A 16,777-nucleotide genomic window follows, 5' to 3' on the forward strand; every position below is an offset into this window, starting at 1 on the left:
TAGTTGTTGTACTGCAGCATAAATGTAGATGCCGCAGGAAGTTCACAGGAGAAAAATCATGGGTCATCGGAATGGAATCTTTGCAGTGCTCGCTCTCGCTATGAGCTCGCTCGCTCTGGCCGCGATGGTATCGACGGATGCATACTCGATGGCGGCGCAAAGCGAAGCCAGCGGTTATAGCGCCCTGACCCATGAAGTGGGCGGCGTCGCCCTGTTGTGCCTGAACGACACGGTGCTCGATGCTGCGGTGCAGCCGGTGGTGGCGCAATGAGTTTTGCCGACACCGCTGCCGAACTGGCACCTGGCCAGGCGCTGAAGATACGCGACATCCAGGTGCAGGGCGCGCAGGATGCGCTCGGCGCGCGCGTCTACACGGCCGGCGTGCCGGGCGCCAGGCAGCCGAACCTGATGGTTTTCTTCCATGGCGGCGGCTTTGTCGACGGCGACCTGGACGATGCAGACGACTTCCTGCGCTGCCTCGTGCTGAGCAATCCCGACCACGTGGTGCTGGCCGCGAACTACACCCTGGCCCGCGTGCGGCCATTTCCCGCCGCCGTGGAAGACGCGCATGCCGTGCTGCTGTGGGCAAAAAAGAACAAGTCCAAGCTGGGCTGGACGGGCAAGCAGATGGTGGTGTCGGGCATCGAAGCGGGCGCCAACCTGGCCGCCGTATGCGCCATGATGTCGCGCGACCGGGGCGGACCGCCCCTCGCGGGCCAGGTGCTGATCATGCCCATGCTCGACCCCGGCCTGTCGACCTGCTCGATGCGCTCCTTGCCGACCTGTCCCGACCTGGCCGAAGTGGCGGACCAGTGCGCCGCCGCCTACCGCGGCTACCTGCCGAATGCCGCTGACCGTACCCACCCGTACGCGTCGCCATTGCAGTCGAGCCGCCTGAAGAACCTGCCGCCAGCCTTGATCTTGTCCAGCGAAGACGACCCATTGCGCGACGAGGCTGAACAATACGGCAGCAAATTGATCGCCTGCGGCATCAAGACGACCGTGCGGCGCATGGCCGCCGCGCCGCTGCAAGACGCCACCGCCCGCAATGAGTGCGCGTGCAAGGTACAGGTATTAAGCGAAATTAGCAGTTTCGTCGCCGGACTGGGGCAGGAGCCCGAGTCATGACGCCGCCATCCGCGGCACCGCAAAAAAACTTACACTAATCAGTTTACTTTTTGAGTTTTGGTTGCTACACTACGCAGTGTAGTTCCCTTCCTGCCTGAGTTGTGCGTTCGCACAGCCAGCTTCGTCGTCCCCGTCCGCTTTTAAGCAGCTGGCGGCCTGTTTACCTTTGATCGAGCGCCGTCGGGCGCCATGGCACCACCATTCACTTTTTCAGTTGGGTTGCTTCCTGCCGCCCATACCATTAGAAATTTTCATAAAACAGGGAAATAAAATGAAAAACGTTCAACAATTTTCCACTCTGCTGAAGCCCCTGGCTGCCTCGCTCGCGCTGGCAGGTCTGGTGGCCGTGAGCCTGGCCGGCTGCGATTCGGCCAATAGCAAGGTGCCCGACGCGCCAGCGGCCGGCGGCCCGCCCATCTCGGCCGCCGCCGTGGTGGAAAAACAGATCACGGAAACGCAGGAATTCTCGGGCCGCCTGGAAGCGATCGAACGCGTGGAAATCCGTTCGCGAGTCGGCGGCTTCATCACGGCCGTCAACTTCAAGCCGGGCAGCGAAGTCAAAAAAGGCGACGTGCTGTTCGTCATCGACCCGCGCCCATTCCAGGCCGAAGTGTCGCGCGCCGAAGGCACGGCTGCCTCGGCCCGCGCCAAGGCGGAACTGGCCAAGCTGGAACTGTCGCGCGCTGAAAAGCTGCTGGCGGAAAAAGCCATCGCCCAGCGCGAATTCGATGAAAAAGCGTCGGGCTTGAAAGAGCTGGACGCGAACGCCCGTTCGGCGCAAGCCGCCTATGAAGCGGCCAAGCTGAACCTGTCGTACACGCAGGTGCAGGCGCCGATCAGCGGCCGCGTCAGCAAGGCGGAAATCACCGTCGGCAACCTGATCGACGCTTCCGCCATCCTCACCTCCGTGGTGTCGACGGACCGCATCTACGCCAGCTTCGACGGCGATGAAGATACGTACCTGCGCGTGGCCGGCACGGCGCAAAAGGGTACGCCCGTCACCGTCAAGGTGGGCCTGGCCAACGAAACGGGCTTCCCGCATGAAGGCAAGCTGGAATTCGTCGACAACCAGCTCGATCCGGCCACGGGCAGCGTGCGCATGCGCGCCACCTTCGCCAACGCCGAGCGCCAGCTGGTGCCGGGCCTGTTCGCGCGCATCCAGCTCGACGGCGGCAACGGCCCGCAGGCGCAAAGCACGGCGCTGTTGATCAGCGACCGCGCCGTCGGCACGGATCAAAGCCGCAAATACGTGTACGTGGTGGGCGCCGACAACAAGGCCGAATACCGCGCCGTCAAGCTGGGCCCGAATTCGGACGGCTTGCGCGTGGTGCGCGAAGGCTTGAAGGCGGGCGAAAAGATCGTCGTCAACGGCTTGCAGCGCGTGCGTCCAGGCGCCCCGGTGACGCCGCAGATGGTGGCCATGGATTTCGACCCGACCGCGCCTGCCGCTCCCGCAAAACCTGAAGTAAAAGACGCCAAGATCGCCGCGAAAGCAGCATCGACTTCCAAGGAATAAACATGAATTTTTCCCGCTTTTTCATCGACAAGCCGATTTTCGCGGCGGTGCTGTCGATTGTCATATTCGTGGCCGGGCTGCTGTCGATTTTCGGCCTGCCCATCTCCGAATATCCCGACGTCGTGCCGCCATCCGTGGTGGTGCGCGCGCAATACCCTGGCGCCAACCCGAAAGTGATCGCCGAAACCGTGGCCGCGCCGCTCGAAGAGCAGATCAACGGCGTCGAGAACATGCTCTACATGTCCTCGCAAAACACGTCCGATGGCGCGATGATGCTGACCGTGACCTTCAAGATCGGCACCAACGTCGAGCAGGCCGAGACGCAGGTGCAGAACCGCGTGCAGCGCGCCTTGCCGCGCCTGCCCGAGGAAGTGCGCCAGATCGGCGTGACGACCGTCAAATCGTCGCCCAACCTGACCATGGTGGTGCATCTGGTCTCGCCGAACAAGCGCTATGACGACATGTATCTGCGTAACTACGCGGTGCTGAACGTCAAGGACCAACTGGCACGTCTGCCCGGCATGGGCGACATCCAGATCTTCGGCGCCGGCGACTATGCCATGCGCATCTGGCTCGACCCGCAAAAGGTAGCGGCGCGCGGCATGACGGCCAATGACGTCGTCGACGCCATCCGCGAGCAGAACGTGCAGGTGGCTGCCGGTGTCATCGGCGCTTCGCCGGCGAAAAACTCGGACTTCCAGCTGACCGTCAATACCCAGGGCCGTTTGCAGACGCCCGAGGAATTCGGCGCCATCATCGTGCGCACGAATGCCGACGGCGCCGTCACGCACCTGAAAGACGTGGCGCGCGTGGAAATGGGCGCCAACAGCTACTCGCTGCGCTCGCTGCTGAACAATAATCCGGCCGTCGGCATGGGGATTTTCGAAGCGCCGAACGCCAATGCGCTGCAATTGTCGTCCGACGTGCGCGCCAAGATGGACGAACTGAAGAAAGACTTCCCGCAAGGCGTGGAATACCGCATCGAGTACGACCCCACGCAGTTCGTGCGCTCGTCCATCGAAGCCGTGATCCATACCCTGCTGGAAGCCATCGCCCTGGTGGTGCTGGTGGTGATCATCTTCCTGCAAACCTGGCGCGCCTCGATCATTCCGCTGCTGGCCGTTCCCGTCTCGATCGTGGGCACCTTCGCCGTGATGCTGGGCTTTGGCTTCTCGATCAACACGCTGTCGCTGTTCGGCCTCGTGCTGGCCATCGGTATCGTCGTCGATGACGCCATCGTGGTGGTGGAAAACGTCGAGCGCAACATCGAGGAAGGCTTGTCGCCGCGCGACGCCACCATCCAGGCCATGAAAGAGGTCAGCGGTCCTATCGTCGCCATCGCCCTGGTGCTGTGCGCCGTGTTCGTGCCGATCGCCTTCGTGCCCGGCCTGTCCGGCGAGTTCTATCGCCAGTTCGCGCTGACCATCGCCATTTCGACCGTGATCTCCGCTTTCAGTTCGCTGACCCTGGCGCCAGCCCTGTCGGCCGCGCTGCTGAAACCGCACGATGCACCGAAAGACGCGCTGACGCGCGGCATGGACATGGTCTTCGGGCGCTTCTTCGCCTGGTTCAACCGCTTCTTCGGTCGCGCTTCGCACCGCTATGAAGCGGGCGTGAAGGGCGTGTTGGGCCGCAAGAGCGCGTCGCTGGGCGTGTATGCGCTGCTGGTCGTTGCCGCCATCTTCACCTTCAAGTCCGTGCCGGCCGGCTTCGTGCCGGCGCAGGACAAGCAATACCTGGTGGGCTTTGCGCAATTGCCTGACGCCGCTTCGCTGGACCGCACGGAAGATGTCGTGCGCCGCATGTCCGACGTCATCAAGTCGGTGCCTGGCGTCGAATCGACCATCGCCTTCCCCGGCCTGTCGATCAACGACTTTACCAATGCGCCGAACGCCGGTATCGTGTTCGCCACCCTGAAGCCGTTCGATGAGCGCAGCAGCAAGGAATTGTCGGGCGGCGCCATCGCGGCCGAGATCAACAAGCGCCTGGGCGGCATCCAGGACGCCTTCATCATGGTCTTCCCGCCACCGCCCGTCAACGGCCTGGGCACCATCGGCGGCTTCAAGATGATGATCGAAGACCGCGGCAACCTCGGTTACGACGCGCTGTACAACGCCACCCAGTCGCTGGCCGCGAAAGCGTACCAGACGCCGGAACTGGCGGGCGTGTTCTCGGGCTACCAGATCAACGTGCCGCAGCTGTTCGCCGACGTCGACCGCGTGAAAGCCAAGCAGATGGGCGTGCAGCTGCAAACGATTTACCAGACCTTGCAGATCAACCTCGGTTCGCTGTACGTGAACGACTTCAACCAGTTTGGCCGCACCTACCAGGTGCGCGTGCAAGCCGATGCCGCGTTCCGTTCACATGCCCAGGATATCGCGCAGCTGAAAGTGCGTAATGACAAAGGCGAAATGATCCCGCTGTCGTCGTTGATGCGCGTCAAGGATAGCTATGGTCCGGACCGCGTGCAGCGCTACAACGCGTATGCCGCAGCCGACTTCAATGGCGGCGCAGCACCTGGCGTATCGAGCGGCCAGGCGCAAGCCGCGCTGGAACGCATCGCCAAGGAAGTGCTGCCGCAGGGGATCGCGTATGAATGGACGGAGCTGACCTACCAGGACATCTTGTCCGGCAATACGATGATCTATGTCTTCCCTCTGTGCGTGCTGCTGGTGTTCCTCGTGCTGGCCGCCCAGTATGAAAGCTGGACCCTGCCGCTGGCCGTGATTTTGATCGTGCCGATGTCCATCCTGTGCGCCTTGCTGGGCGTCAAATTGACCGGTGGCGACAACAACGTGTTTACCCAGATCGCGCTGTTCGTGCTGGTGGGGCTGGCGTCGAAGAATGCGATCCTGATCGTGGAATTTGCCCGCGAACTGGAAGAGCATGGCCGCACCGTCGTGCAAGCGGCGCTGGAAGCGTGCCGCCTGCGCCTGCGTCCGATTTTGATGACGTCGATCGCCTTCATCATGGGCGTGGTGCCCCTCGTGTTCTCGCACGGCGCCGGTTCGGAAATGCGCCATGCGATGGGCGTGGCGGTCTTCGCCGGCATGCTGGGCGTGACCTTCTTCGGCCTGTTCCTGACGCCCGTGTTCTACGTACTGCTGCGCACCCTGGCGCAGCGTTTTGAGAAAAAACCAGCCGATGCTGCCGCCAAGCCTGCCGCCGCGCCAGCATTGAACCTGGAAGGAGATATATATTGAAAACCAAGGAAATCATCTGGCGCGTCAAGCCTGTGCTGACCGCCATGGCCGCAGCCGTGCTGCTGGCGGCCTGCGCGGCGCCGGAGTTCAAGCAGCCGCAGATCGAGACGCCGACGGCGTTCAAGGAAGCGCAAGCCTTGCCCGCCGTGCAGACGGCGGCCGACGGCACGCGCTGGAAGCAGGGCGTGCCGGCCGAGCGCCAGGCGCGCGGCGAGTGGTGGCTGGCCTTCAATGATCCGGCCCTCACAAGCCTGATCAACGAAGCCACGCAGGCCAATGCCAACCTGGCCGTCGCCGCCGCCCGCGTCAAGCAGGCGAGGGCGATTGCCGGCATCGCCGAAGCGGACCGCATCCCGCAAGTGGGCGTGAACGTGGGCGGCCAGCGCAACCGCGCTTCCGCCGTGTCGCTCGGCTTGCCGAACGGCGCGCCGGTGGCCGCCACGAATGTCTACCAGGCGAATCTGACGGCCAGCTACGAAGTCGACCTGTTCGGCAGAGTGGCGGCTAACGTCAGCGCCTCGCGCAGCGATGCGCTGGCCGTGGAAGCGACCTATCGCTCGGTGCTGTTGTCCTTGCAGGCCGACGTGGCGCAAGCCTACTTCCAGCTGCGCGCCACGGATGCGGAACTGGCGACCCTGGCCCAGACGGTGAGCCTGCGCGAGGAAAGCGTGCATGTGAACCAGCGCCGCTATGACCTGGGCGACATCGGCGAATTCGACTTGTCCCGTGCCCGCACGGAGCTGTCGACCACGCGCGCCGAAGCCATCGGCCTGCAGCGCCAGCGCGCGACCAGCGAACATGCGCTGGCCGTCCTGCTGGGTAAACCGGCCGCCAGCTTCACGGCGACCGTCAACCCGCTGCAGGACAGCGGCTTCCTGCCCGTGATCCCGGCCGGCATGCCGTCGTCCCTGCTGGAGCGCCGTCCCGACATCGCGTCGGCGCAGCGCACCATGGAAGCGTCGAATGCGCGCATCGGCGTGGCGAAATCGGCCATGTTCCCCGCGTTGACCTTGAATGCTTCCGGCGGCGGCGCGTCCGATACCTTCTCGGACATCTTCAAGTGGAGCAGCCGCTCCTGGCTGCTGGGCGCCCTGATGTCGATGCCGATCATCGACGGCGGACGCAACAAGGCGGCCGTGAGCCGCAGCGAAGCGCAGCTGGAAGAATCGGTGGCGACGTATCGCCAGAGCGTGCTGGTGGCCTTCGCCGAGGTGGAAGACAACCTGGCCGGCCTGCGTATCCTGTCGGGCCAGACGCAGCAGATCGACGAAGCCGTCGTCTCGGCGCGCCGCTCGGCCGACCTGGCGCAAAAGCTGTACGACGCGGGCCGTTCCAGCTACCTCGATCTGCTGGACGCGCAGCGCAACCTGGCGGCCATCGAGCGCAATGCCGTGCAATTGCGCGGCAACCGCGCCGTCACCACGGTGGCGCTGATCCGCGCCCTGGGCGGCGGCTGGGGCGAGACGGAGCCGCAGGTGGCGGCCAACTGATTTCCGGCACCGCGGGCTGGCATGTCCGGCCCGCGACAAGGAAAACATCGTCAAAACGGCGTCGTGCGCTTGCACGGCGCCGTTTTTTTGTTTTCAGCGAGTTGAATCCGTTTGCGGCAAGGCCGCGTAAGTACTCCTGCAATCACGCAAATGCAGTCATCCAGGAGATACCATCATGCGCACCTTTATTCCCGCAGCACTGTTTGTCACCGCCTTTACTTCCCTGCTGGCCGCCAGCGCCCCGTTTGCCGCCGACATGACGACCATGGTGGGCGGCCAGAGCATGTACCCGAGCAAGGACATCGTCGACAACGCCGTCAATTCGGCCGACCACACGACCCTGGTGGCCGCCGTCAAGGCCGCCGGCCTGGTCGATACCTTGAAAGGCAAGGGCCCGTTCACCGTGTTCGCGCCGACGGATGCGGCCTTTGGCAAGCTGCCGGCAGGCACCGTCGACACCCTGGTGAAACCGGAAAACAAGGCGACCCTGACGAAAATCCTCACCTACCACGTGGTACCGGGCAAATACGACTTCAAGGCGCTGGCGAAGGAGATCAAGATGCATGATGGTAAGGCGACCCTGCCCACGGCCAGCGGGGGCAAGCTGATGTTCGCCATGAACGGCATGCACAACATCGTCGTGATGGACGAGGGCGGCAATAGCGCCAACATCAGCACCTATGATGTGTATCAATCGAATGGCGTGATCAATGTCATCGACACGGTCTTGATGCCGAAATAAGCGGACGAAAGAGAGTACGAAATAGCGGACGAAAAAAAAGACAGGGAAGACCCTGTCTTTTTTGCCTGCATGGCGCCGATTACTTGGCTGGCGCTGCTGCTGGTGCGGAAGCTGCCGCTGCGGCCGGAGCTGCTGGCGTTGCCGGTGCTGCTTTCTTCGCCTTGTGATGCTTGGCTTTCTTGTGCGCGGCCGGTTTGACGGCGGCTGGCGCTTCAGCCTTGGCTGCCGGTGCGACGGCGGCGGCAGAAGCTGCTGGAGCGGCCGGTGCTGCAGGTGCGGCTGGCGTCTGGGCGAAAGCGGCGGTGGCGAACAGGCTGGCGATCAGGGTGGCGATAACTTTTTTCATGATGAAATCCTATAAGGTAATGGTGCGAATAAAAATCGGGTGCTGACGGACTGGATTACTTGCTTGCTGCAGGCGCTGCTTCAGCGGTGGCCGACGCCAGTTTGGCATCTGCCTTGGCCTTGGTTTTTTTCGCAGTGTGATGCGCCTTGGCCTTGGTGGTGGCAGCTTCCGTTTTTGCGCTGGCGACTTCCGTTTTGGCGGCGACGACAGCTTTCGCTTCCTTGGCGTCCGCTTTCACGACGGCTTGCGCTTCCTTGGCGTCAGCCTTGACGACGGCCTTGGTGTGGGCTGCTTCCACTTTGGCGGGAACCGAGGCTGCGGGAGCTGCTGGCGTTTGAGCAAAGGCAGCGGTTGCGAACAGGCCGGCGATCAGGGTAGCAATTACTTTTTTCATGGTGCAGTCCTCAGTGGTGGTTTGTCTGGTATGTCTGTTGGTGCCGGGATGATTCCCGTGTCACTGAGCATAAAACGCGCCCCCGGACGCTTGCGTTGACGGTCATTACAATCGCTTACATCTGCGTGGCATCCGCGGCCAAAATGGCTTTCAGGATGTCTTCCGAACGGCGCTGCCCGTAGCCCTTGCCGTACGCGCTCGATGCGATGCTCACCACCATGCGGCGCGCCGGTATCACGTAGATCTTGTTGCCGCCATTGCCCGAGGCGAAATGCACGGCGATCTTTTTCCCGGCCACGTCCTGCGTCTTCGCGTACCAGAAATAGCCGTAGCTGTCGGCATAGCGGTCGACGGCGCCGATGGCCACGCGCGGCGCCAGCGCTGCCTTGAGCCAGGCGGCGTCGATCACCCTCTTGCCGTCAAATACGCCGTCGTCCAGCACCATCTGGCCGATTTTTGCCGTGTCGCGTGCGCGCAGCGACAGGTTGCCCTGGCCTTTCGGGTGGCGTGCCACGTCGCGGCCCCAGCTCCAGCGCGTGATGCCCAGCGGCGCGAACAGCGCCTTGGCGGCGTAGTCTTCCAGGTCGGCGCCGCTGGCGTTTTCCACCACGCGCCCGGCAATGTAGGAACCCAGCGAGTTGTAGCGGTAGATGCTGCCCGGCTTTGTTGCGGCCGGCACGCCGCGCACGAAGGCGGCGGGGTCGGGCGCTTCATCGAGCTTGTCTTCATTGCCGGGCGAGTGTTCGTCTTCATCGAAGGCGGCCAGGCCCGAACGCATGGTCAGCAAGTCGTCGAGGACGACCTTGCCCGCCGGGCTGGCAGCGACTTCGGGCCAGTAGCCGCCCACCGTTTTTGTTGTCGCCAGCTGGCCGCGCGCCACGGCCGCACCCACCAGCAGCGCGGTGATGCTCTTGCCGGCCGAGCGGATGTCGTGCAGGGTGTCGGCCGTCTCGCCGTTGTAATAGCGCTCGGCGACGATGGCCCCGTCGCGCAGCACGACGACGGCGCGCAAGTCGCCATGGCTGTCGCCGTCCCGGGCTTGCAGGACTTGATCGAGGGTGGCGGGGGCGCTGTCCTGCGCCAGGACAGGGCATGACAGGAAGAGGGCACTCAATAGTGAGAACGGCAGGCGGCGCATGGACAGCTTTCGTGGCGATGGTCGGATTGCCAGTGTCGCCCAATTGCGCCGTTTTGTCGCGCGCAAGCTGGCCTGTTCGATGAAGTTTGCGTGAAGGCGCGCCGGACGAGCGCCAAGCAAAAAGGACAGCCGAAGCTGTCCCTGGTACTGGAAGTGGCCACGCAAGCGCAGACCCGGCGGATGCGCTCCCGTGGCTACATCTGGCTTACTTTGCCGGTGTGGCAGCAACTGCGGCGTCCGCTTTTGCCGCATCCGCTTTTACCTTGGCTTTGGCGGCCTTGTGATGGGCCTTGGCCTTGGTGGCTTTGGCGTCGGCCTTCGCGCTGGCGACATCGGCTTTCGCATCGGCTGCGACGACCGCTTCCTTGGCGTCGGCTTTCACGACAGCCTTGGTTTCCTTGGCTTCTGCCTTGGCGACGGCTTTCGTGTGGGCTGCTTCCGCCTTGGCGGGAACCGACGCTGCCGGGGCGGCAGGGGTTTGGGCGAAGGCTGCGGTAGCGAACAGGCCGGCGATGAGGGTAGCGATAACTTTTTTCATTTTATTTTCCTGGCAAGTGGTAAGTGATGGTGTGTCGATGATTACTTGGCGGCTGCTGGCGCTGGTACAGATGCTGGCGCTGCAGCGGTGGCCGAAGCCAGTTTTGCGTCGGCCTTGGCCTTGGTTTTCTTGGCTTTGTGGTGCGCCTTGGCCTTGGTGGCAGTTGCTTCCGTTTTTGCGCTGGCCACTTCCGTTTTCGCGGCGACGACGGCTTTCGCTTCTTTTGCATCCGCTTTCACGACGGCTTGCGCTTCCTTGGCGTCGGCTTTGACGACAGCCTTGGTGTGCGCCGCTTCCACTTTGGCGGGGACCGACGCTGCCGGGGCGGCAGGGGTTTGGGCAAAGGCTGCGGTAGCGAACAGGCCGGCGATCAGGGTAACAATTGCTTTTTTCATGGTGCAGTCCTCTGTGGTGGTTTGTCTGGTAAGTCTGTTGGTGCCGGGATGATTCCCGTGTCACTGAGCAGAAAACGCGCCCCGAAAGGTTATGGTTGACCTTGTTTACACTTTCTTACAATCATGTGATTTAGGAGACGTTCATTGAAGAAGGCGGCATGAAAATGCAAAAAGACAGCCGAAGCTGTCTTTTTGTGTGGCGCTGAAAATGCGCGGACGGAATTACTTGGCTGCTGCTGCGGTTGCTTCAGTCTTGGCTTCGTCAGCCTTGGCTTTGGCTTTTTTCGCTTTGTGATGGGCTTTTGCCTTGGTGGCGGCTGCGTCGGCCTTGGCGCTGGCGACATCGGCCTTGGCATCGGCGGCGACGACTGCTTCTTTCGCATCGGCTTTGACTACGGCTTTGGTTTCCTTGGCTTCCGCTTTTGCCACTTCCTTGGTGTGCTTGGCTTCGGCCTTGGCAGGCACGGCTGGCGTTTGAGCAAAGGCTGCGGTAGCGAACAAGCCGGCGATCAGAGTAGCGATTACTTTTTTCATGGTGCAGTTCCTCGAGAAGTGGGGTTGTAGTTCAGGAGATGCATTTCCCCTGTCACTGAGCCAAAAACGCGCCGTATGGCAATCGCGTTGACAACGATTTGATCTAATTACAAACACTTACATTTGCCGGGGCAGGCGCTCTGTTAGCTGGCGTACCGCGCCAGGTGCCGCGGCGGCCCAGACTCAAGGCCACGCGCCGTTCCGGGGACGGTGTCAAGCTCAAATGCGGGCTGCGCCAGGAATTCGTCACCAGCGGCGGCCCGATCGACAGGGAGAAGACGATGCAGAACACATCCACGCCGGACAGCGCCTTGCCGGCCAGTTTCAGGGTCAGCCATGCGGACCGGGTGATCGACAGGGACAGCGGCGCCAGGAAGATCGACCTGGTGCGCTATTACGCGCTGGTGGGCAAGCTGATGCTCGTGCACCTGCGCGGCCGGCCCGTGTCGCTCGTGCGCGCGCCGGCGGGCGTGGGCGGCGAGCTGTTTTTCCAGAAACATGCGGAGTCGTCGGCCATGCCAGGCGTCAAACAGCTCGATGCCCGGCTGGACCCCGGACACCCGCCCATGCTGGCAGTGGCCAGCCTGCAAGGCTTGCTGGCGGCGGCGCAGTGGAATGTGGTGGAATTCCACACGCAAAATGCGCTGGCCAGCGCCTACGACACGCCGAACCGCCTGGTGTTCGACCTGGACCCGGGCAAGGGCGTGGCCTGGCCCGCCATCCGGGAAGCGGCCGTGCTGCTGCGGGCCTTTTTGACGCAGCTGGGCTTGCCCGCGTTCCTGAAAACCAGCGGCGGCAAGGGGCTGCACGTGGTCGTGCCGATCCGCCCGCAACACAGCTGGGAGACGGTGAAGGCGTTTTCGCAAACCGTCGTGGCGCACATGGCGCAGCAGATCCCTGCGCGTTTTGTCGTCAAGAGCGGTGCCGCCAACCGGGTCGGCAAGATTTTCATCGATTATTTGCGCAATGGCCGGGGCGCCACCACTGTGTGCGCATGGTCGGCCCGCACGCGCTCCGGGCTGGGCATTTCCGTGCCGCTGGCCTGGGAGGAGCTCGACCAGCTGAAGGCGGGCGATCAATGGAACGTGGGCAATGTCCACAGCCGCCTCGACATGGGCAACGCGCCGTGGAATGGCTATGCGCGCAGTGCGAAGGGACTCGATGCGGCGATGAAAAAGCTGGCCTTCAGTCCTCCTGCCTGAACGGCACGACGGCGCGCGCCAGCTGCAGCGCTTCGTCGATGGCCGCGTTGAGCTGGGGAATCTCGACGGGTTTGGTCAGGTAGCGGAAAAAGCCCGCGGCCAGGCCATGCCGGATATCGCCCTTCATGGCATTGGCCGTCAGGGCGATGACGGGGATGTGCGCCGTGCGCGTATCGTTGCGCAGGATGCGTTGCGCCTGGTTGCCATTCATGCCGGGCAGGTTGATATCCATCAAGATCACGTCCGGGCGGCGTTCCAGCGCCAGCGCGATGCCCTGGCGCGCATCGGTGGCCGAGATCATGCGCAGGTGGGGCAGGAAGCTGACGATGTCTTCCACCAGGCGCAGGCTGGCCGGATTGTCTTCAACGTACAGCAGCAGCGCCTGGCCGCCGGCGTCGTCCCCGGCGTCGCTGGCATCGCCGGCGGTTTCGGGCACATATTCCGTTGCCGGCTGCCCGGCGGGCGGCGCGGCCATGGTGTCGAGTTCGATCCAGAACACGCTGCCCACGCCGAGGCAGCTGTGCACGCCCATGCTGCCGCCCATCAGCTCGACCAGGCGCTTGGTGACGACCAGGCCGATGCCCGTGCCTTCCTCGCTGCCCGCCTCCTGTCCCAGGCGGTTAAACGGCTGGAACAGCTCGGCCATCTGCGCGTCGTCCAGTCCCTTGCCCGTGTCGCGGATGGCGATGCGCACGCGCTGCGCCTCGGGCTGCGAGACTTCCAGCTCCACCTTGCCGGCCGGCCGGTTGTACTTGATGGCGTTTGACAGCAGGTTCAGCAGCACTTGCTTGAGGCGCGTATGGTCGGCCCTGAGCGTCAGCGCCTCGCAGGCCGGAAACACCAGGTGAATCTGGCGCTGCTGCGCCTGGTCTTCCACCATCACGCGCACTTCCTCGAGCAGCACGGGCAGCGCCACCGCTTCCATCGACAGGCTCAGGCTGCCCGATTCGATCTTCGCCAGGTCGAGGATTTCATTGATCAGGGTGAGCAGGTGGCGGCCCGAGGTGATGATGTTTTGCACGAAGGTGCGCTTTTGCAGCGCGGTCGCGGGCAGGGCTTCATTGGCCAGCAGCTGGGCGAAGCCGAGGATGGCGTTCAGCGGCGTGCGCAGTTCGTGCGACATGCTGGTGAGAAAGCGGTCCTTCGCCTGGCTGGCCCGTTCCAGTTCGATTTTCTGTTCGTTCAGCGTGCGCTCGATGCGCTTGCGCTCCGTGATGTCGCGGATGGCCGACGAGACCAGCACGCCTTCCTCCGTTTCCAGCGGCGACAGGCTGATTTCGACGGGAAATTCGGTGCCGTCGCGGCGCAAGCCGTACAGTTCCAGGCCCGCGCCCATGGAGCGGGCGCGCGGCGCCGCGGAAAAGGACTGGCGGTGATGCGGATGATCGTGTGCATAGCGGGCCGGGATCAGCACTTCAACATTGCGCCCGAGCAACTCCGCGCGCGAGTAGCCGAACAGGCGTTCCGTTTGCGAGTTGACGAGCACGATCTCGCCATCGCCGTTGACGATGACGATGGCGTCCGGCGCCGATTCGAGCAAGCCGCGGAACTTTTGCTCGGCCCGGCGGCGGTCGCTGACGTCGCGGATGGCGCTGATGACGAAGGTGCCGATTTCCGTCTGGATGGGCGACAGGCTGATTTCCACGGGGAATTCGACGTTGTCTTTGCGCAAGCCCAGCAATTCCAGGTCGGCGCCCATGGTGCGCGTGCGCGGCTGGTCGAAATAGCGCGCGCGGTGCCCCACGTGCGCATGGCGCAGGCGTTGCGGCAGCAGGCTATCGATTTGCCTGCCGCTCAATTCGCCTTCCGCATAGCCGAACAGGCGCTGCGCCTGCTGGTTGGCCAGCACGATGGCGCCCGTCGCATTGACCATGATGACGCTGTCCGGCGTCGATTCGAACAGCACGCGGTAGCGCACGTCGACGAACTGGGCGTCGCGCGCCGCCTTCAGCAAGGTCGTGTCCTTCATGGTGGAAATCAGGTAGCGGGGGCCGTCCGGCGCGACTTGTGCGGCCTGACAAGCCACGTCGACGTAGATGAGCTCGCCATCCTTGCGCCGCCGCAGCGATTCGCGGTCGTAGCTGCCGTGCAGGGTCAGCTGCTCGGCGATCAGCGGGCCAGCTTCGGCCTGTCCCGGCAGCGAGATCAGTTCCCACAGTGTGCGGCCCAGCGCTTCGTCGCTGGCATAGCCGAAAATGCGCTGCGCCCCCGCCGTCCAGCGCACGACGACATGGTCTTCGCTTGTGATGACAACGCCGCCAGGGGCGCCGCTGAGGATAAGCTGATCTAACTCGGCATCCATTTTTTCCGCACGCATGACAGGGCTTGCCGGGCGGCAGGCTGTGTGCATAACGTAGCGAGAAGCTTGACCAAAGTCAATGCATTTATCTTCCTGGCGATGCTGCCGCAGCGGGTGCGTGGTTCAGGCCGTCTTGTGCAAGTTCCCGCGCGCCATCGCTCAATCCCCTGCGCTGCCGGTGACGGGCAGGACGATGCCGCTGATATAGCTGGAACAGGCGGGGGAGGCCAGGAAGACGTAGGCGGGCGACAGTTCCTCGGGCTGGGCCGGGCGGCGCATGTCCGTGTCCGCGCCGAATTGCCGGATGTCCTCGGGCGACTTGTCGGCCGGGTTGAGGGGCGTCCACACGGGGCCGGGCGCGATGGCGTTGACGCGGATGCCCTTGTCCAGCAAGTTGCCGGCCAGCGCCATGGTGAATGCATGGATGGCGCCCTTGGTGGTGGAATAGTCGAGCAAGTGCTTCGAGCCGTGCAAGCCCGTCACGGAGCCCGTGTTGATGATGGACGCACCGCGCTGCAAGTGGGGCAGCACGGCCTTGGCCATGTGAAAGTAGCCGTAGACATTGGTTTTCATGGTGAGGTCGAAGCGTTCCTCGCTTAGCTCCAGCAGCGTTTCGGCGTGTTCCTGAAAGGCGGCGTTGTTGACCAGCACGTCGATATGGCTGAACTTGTCCAATACCTGGCTGACGGCTTGCTGGCAAAAGCCCTGGTCGCGCACGTCGCCGGCAATCAACAGGCAGCTCTGGCCTTCCGCTTCCACATAGCGCTTGGTTTCGTGGGCGTCCGCGTGTTCGTTCAGGTAAATGATGGCGACGTCGGCCCCTTCGCGCGCATACAACACGGCCACGGCGCGGCCGATGCCCGAATCGCCGCCCGTGACGATGGCCACCATGCCGGCCAGCTTGCCGCTGCCGCAGTAGTCGGGCGCCAGGAAGCGCGGTTTCAGCTGCATCTGCGCCTCGCTGCCGGGCTTGTCCAGGTGCTGGGCGGGCAGGGGAGGCGCCGGCTGGCTGCGGCTGCCCGTCTGCACGGGCGGCTTGCTATCGCGTTTGTCTTGCCTGGCGGCATCGCGGCCGTCCTGCTCTTGCTGGATGCTGCGCTGCAAATTGCCGGCGGACTGGTCCTTGTTCTCGTTCATGCTGGCCTCCCTGGAAACGACTATCCAGTATCGGCGCGGCACCCGCATCGCACGGTGCGCTTGCTAACAGAGTGGCGCAAACGGGCGCAAAGTTATATGATGGTTGACATAAATGTGGGAGGGCAGCATGAAAGTGAGCAGGGAGCAGGCGGCGCTGAACCGCGAGCGCATCGTTGAGGTGGCGGCAAGGTTGTTCCGTGAAAAGGGCTATGACGGCATCGGCGTGGCCGACCTGATGAAGAACGCGGGCCTCACGCATGGCGGCTTCTATGGCCATTTCGCGTCCAAGGAAGACTTGATGATCGAGGCGTGTCAGCATGCCTTGAATAAGTCGCTGGAAGGCTGGCGGGCCAAGGTCGCCAGCGATCCGCAGCGGGCGCTGCCGGCGATTATCGACAATTACCTCACCCCGAAACACCGCGACCAGCCCGGCGGCGGCTGCCCGGCGGCGGCCATGGGCGTCGACGTGGCGCGCATGTCGCCCGGCGCGCGTCCCGCGTTTACCCAGGCCACGCAGCAGCAGTTCGCCTTGCTGCAGGGCTTGCTGCCCGACGGCGCGCCGGATTGCACGCAGGAGCGGCGACGCCAGCAGGCCATTGCCACGTTTGCCGCCATGGTGGGCGCCATGGTACTGGCCCGTTCCGTCGATGACGCATCCCTGTCGGCGGAAATCCTCGATGCCGTGAAGGCGCAATTGCTGCAAGACTGATCCCGT

At 63.6% G+C, this 16,777-nt stretch carries 15 protein-coding genes and 1 pseudogene; 8 read left to right on the plus strand and 8 right to left on the minus strand.

All coding sequences use genetic code 11. The features are described from left to right. The first annotated feature begins 100 nt into the window (after nucleotides 1–100). The 6 genes from OX460_RS01305 (at nucleotide 101) to OX460_RS01330 (ending at nucleotide 8,079) form a co-directional block, all read left to right on the plus strand. Nucleotides 101–271 carry a hypothetical protein gene (locus OX460_RS01305; RefSeq protein WP_156894740.1) on the plus strand — a complete coding sequence of 57 codons (171 nt, stop codon included), beginning with the start codon at nucleotides 101–103 and terminating at the stop codon, nucleotides 269–271. After that, a complete protein-coding gene (locus OX460_RS01310) occupies nucleotides 268–1,128 on the plus strand; it encodes an alpha/beta hydrolase (RefSeq protein ID WP_289897367.1) in 861 nt (286 codons plus the stop codon). Before OX460_RS01305 ends, OX460_RS01310 begins: the two co-directional genes overlap by 4 nt. A 271-nt stretch (nucleotides 1,129–1,399) precedes the next feature. Further along, complete coding sequence (locus tag OX460_RS01315) at nucleotides 1,400–2,644, plus strand: efflux RND transporter periplasmic adaptor subunit (RefSeq protein ID WP_289897368.1); 1,245 nt, start codon at nucleotides 1,400–1,402, stop codon at nucleotides 2,642–2,644. A 2-nt stretch (nucleotides 2,645–2,646) separates the two neighbouring features. Further along, the gene (locus OX460_RS01320) at nucleotides 2,647–5,847 is read left to right on the plus strand and encodes an efflux RND transporter permease subunit (protein WP_289897369.1); all 3,201 of its coding nucleotides are present in this window, start codon (nucleotides 2,647–2,649) and stop codon (nucleotides 5,845–5,847) included. A gap of 44 nt (nucleotides 5,848–5,891) precedes the next feature. Then, nucleotides 5,892–7,337, plus strand: coding sequence for an efflux transporter outer membrane subunit (locus OX460_RS01325; RefSeq protein WP_289898399.1), 1,446 nt, complete (start codon nucleotides 5,892–5,894; stop codon nucleotides 7,335–7,337). A gap of 265 nt (nucleotides 7,338–7,602) precedes the next feature. Further along, nucleotides 7,603–8,079 (plus strand): fasciclin domain-containing protein, encoded by a 477-nt coding sequence (locus tag OX460_RS01330; protein WP_289898400.1) that lies wholly within the window; start codon nucleotides 7,603–7,605, stop codon nucleotides 8,077–8,079. A 79-nt stretch (nucleotides 8,080–8,158) separates the two neighbouring features. On the opposite strand, the gene OX460_RS01335 is transcribed toward OX460_RS01330, so the two are convergent. The 6 genes from OX460_RS01335 to OX460_RS01360 form a co-directional block, all read right to left on the minus strand. After that, nucleotides 8,159–8,425: a hypothetical protein gene (locus OX460_RS01335; protein ID WP_152257397.1), complete on the minus strand. Its 267-nt coding sequence runs from the start codon at nucleotides 8,423–8,425 to the stop codon at nucleotides 8,159–8,161. A gap of 55 nt (nucleotides 8,426–8,480) precedes the next feature. Further along, on the minus strand, nucleotides 8,481–8,819 hold the full coding sequence (locus tag OX460_RS01340) for a hypothetical protein (RefSeq protein WP_099667380.1): 339 nt from the start codon (nucleotides 8,817–8,819) through the stop codon (nucleotides 8,481–8,483). A gap of 115 nt (nucleotides 8,820–8,934) precedes the next feature. Beyond that, on the minus strand, nucleotides 8,935–9,957 hold the full coding sequence (locus OX460_RS01345; RefSeq protein ID WP_289897370.1) for a serine hydrolase domain-containing protein: 1,023 nt from the start codon (nucleotides 9,955–9,957) through the stop codon (nucleotides 8,935–8,937). Nucleotides 9,958–10,162: 205 nt separating this feature from the next. Further along, nucleotides 10,163–10,495, minus strand: coding sequence for a hypothetical protein (locus OX460_RS01350; protein WP_289897371.1), 333 nt, complete (start codon nucleotides 10,493–10,495; stop codon nucleotides 10,163–10,165). A 41-nt stretch (nucleotides 10,496–10,536) separates the two neighbouring features. Beyond that, nucleotides 10,537–10,890, minus strand: coding sequence for a hypothetical protein (locus OX460_RS01355; protein ID WP_289897372.1), 354 nt, complete (start codon nucleotides 10,888–10,890; stop codon nucleotides 10,537–10,539). Between the two features lie 222 nt (nucleotides 10,891–11,112). Continuing rightward, nucleotides 11,113–11,424 (minus strand): hypothetical protein, encoded by a 312-nt coding sequence (locus tag OX460_RS01360; RefSeq protein ID WP_099667384.1) that lies wholly within the window; start codon nucleotides 11,422–11,424, stop codon nucleotides 11,113–11,115. A gap of 311 nt (nucleotides 11,425–11,735) precedes the next feature. Here OX460_RS01360 and ligD point away from each other — a divergent pair. After that, nucleotides 11,736–12,626, plus strand: a pseudogene (ligD, locus tag OX460_RS01365) (non-homologous end-joining DNA ligase); the annotation flags it as partial. Here ligD and OX460_RS01370 read toward each other — a convergent pair. After that, nucleotides 12,610–14,943 carry a PAS domain S-box protein gene (locus tag OX460_RS01370; protein ID WP_289897373.1) on the minus strand — a complete coding sequence of 778 codons (2,334 nt, stop codon included), beginning with the start codon at nucleotides 14,941–14,943 and terminating at the stop codon, nucleotides 12,610–12,612. The pseudogene ligD and the gene OX460_RS01370 sit on opposite strands and share 17 nt — an antisense overlap. Nucleotides 14,944–15,084: 141 nt before the next feature. Beyond that, nucleotides 15,085–16,062: an SDR family oxidoreductase gene (locus tag OX460_RS01375; RefSeq protein ID WP_289897374.1), complete on the minus strand. Its 978-nt coding sequence runs from the start codon at nucleotides 16,060–16,062 to the stop codon at nucleotides 15,085–15,087. A 127-nt stretch (nucleotides 16,063–16,189) separates the two neighbouring features. Between OX460_RS01375 and OX460_RS01380 the strand changes: the two genes are divergently transcribed. Next, nucleotides 16,190–16,771, plus strand: a complete 582-nt coding sequence (locus tag OX460_RS01380) for a TetR/AcrR family transcriptional regulator (protein ID WP_289897375.1) — start codon at nucleotides 16,190–16,192, stop codon at nucleotides 16,769–16,771. Nucleotides 16,772–16,777 lie beyond the last annotated feature (6 nt).

The organism is Janthinobacterium sp. SUN033 (assembly GCF_030397595.1).
In the GTDB taxonomy this organism is placed as follows: domain Bacteria; phylum Pseudomonadota; class Gammaproteobacteria; order Burkholderiales; family Burkholderiaceae_D; genus Janthinobacterium; species Janthinobacterium kumbetense.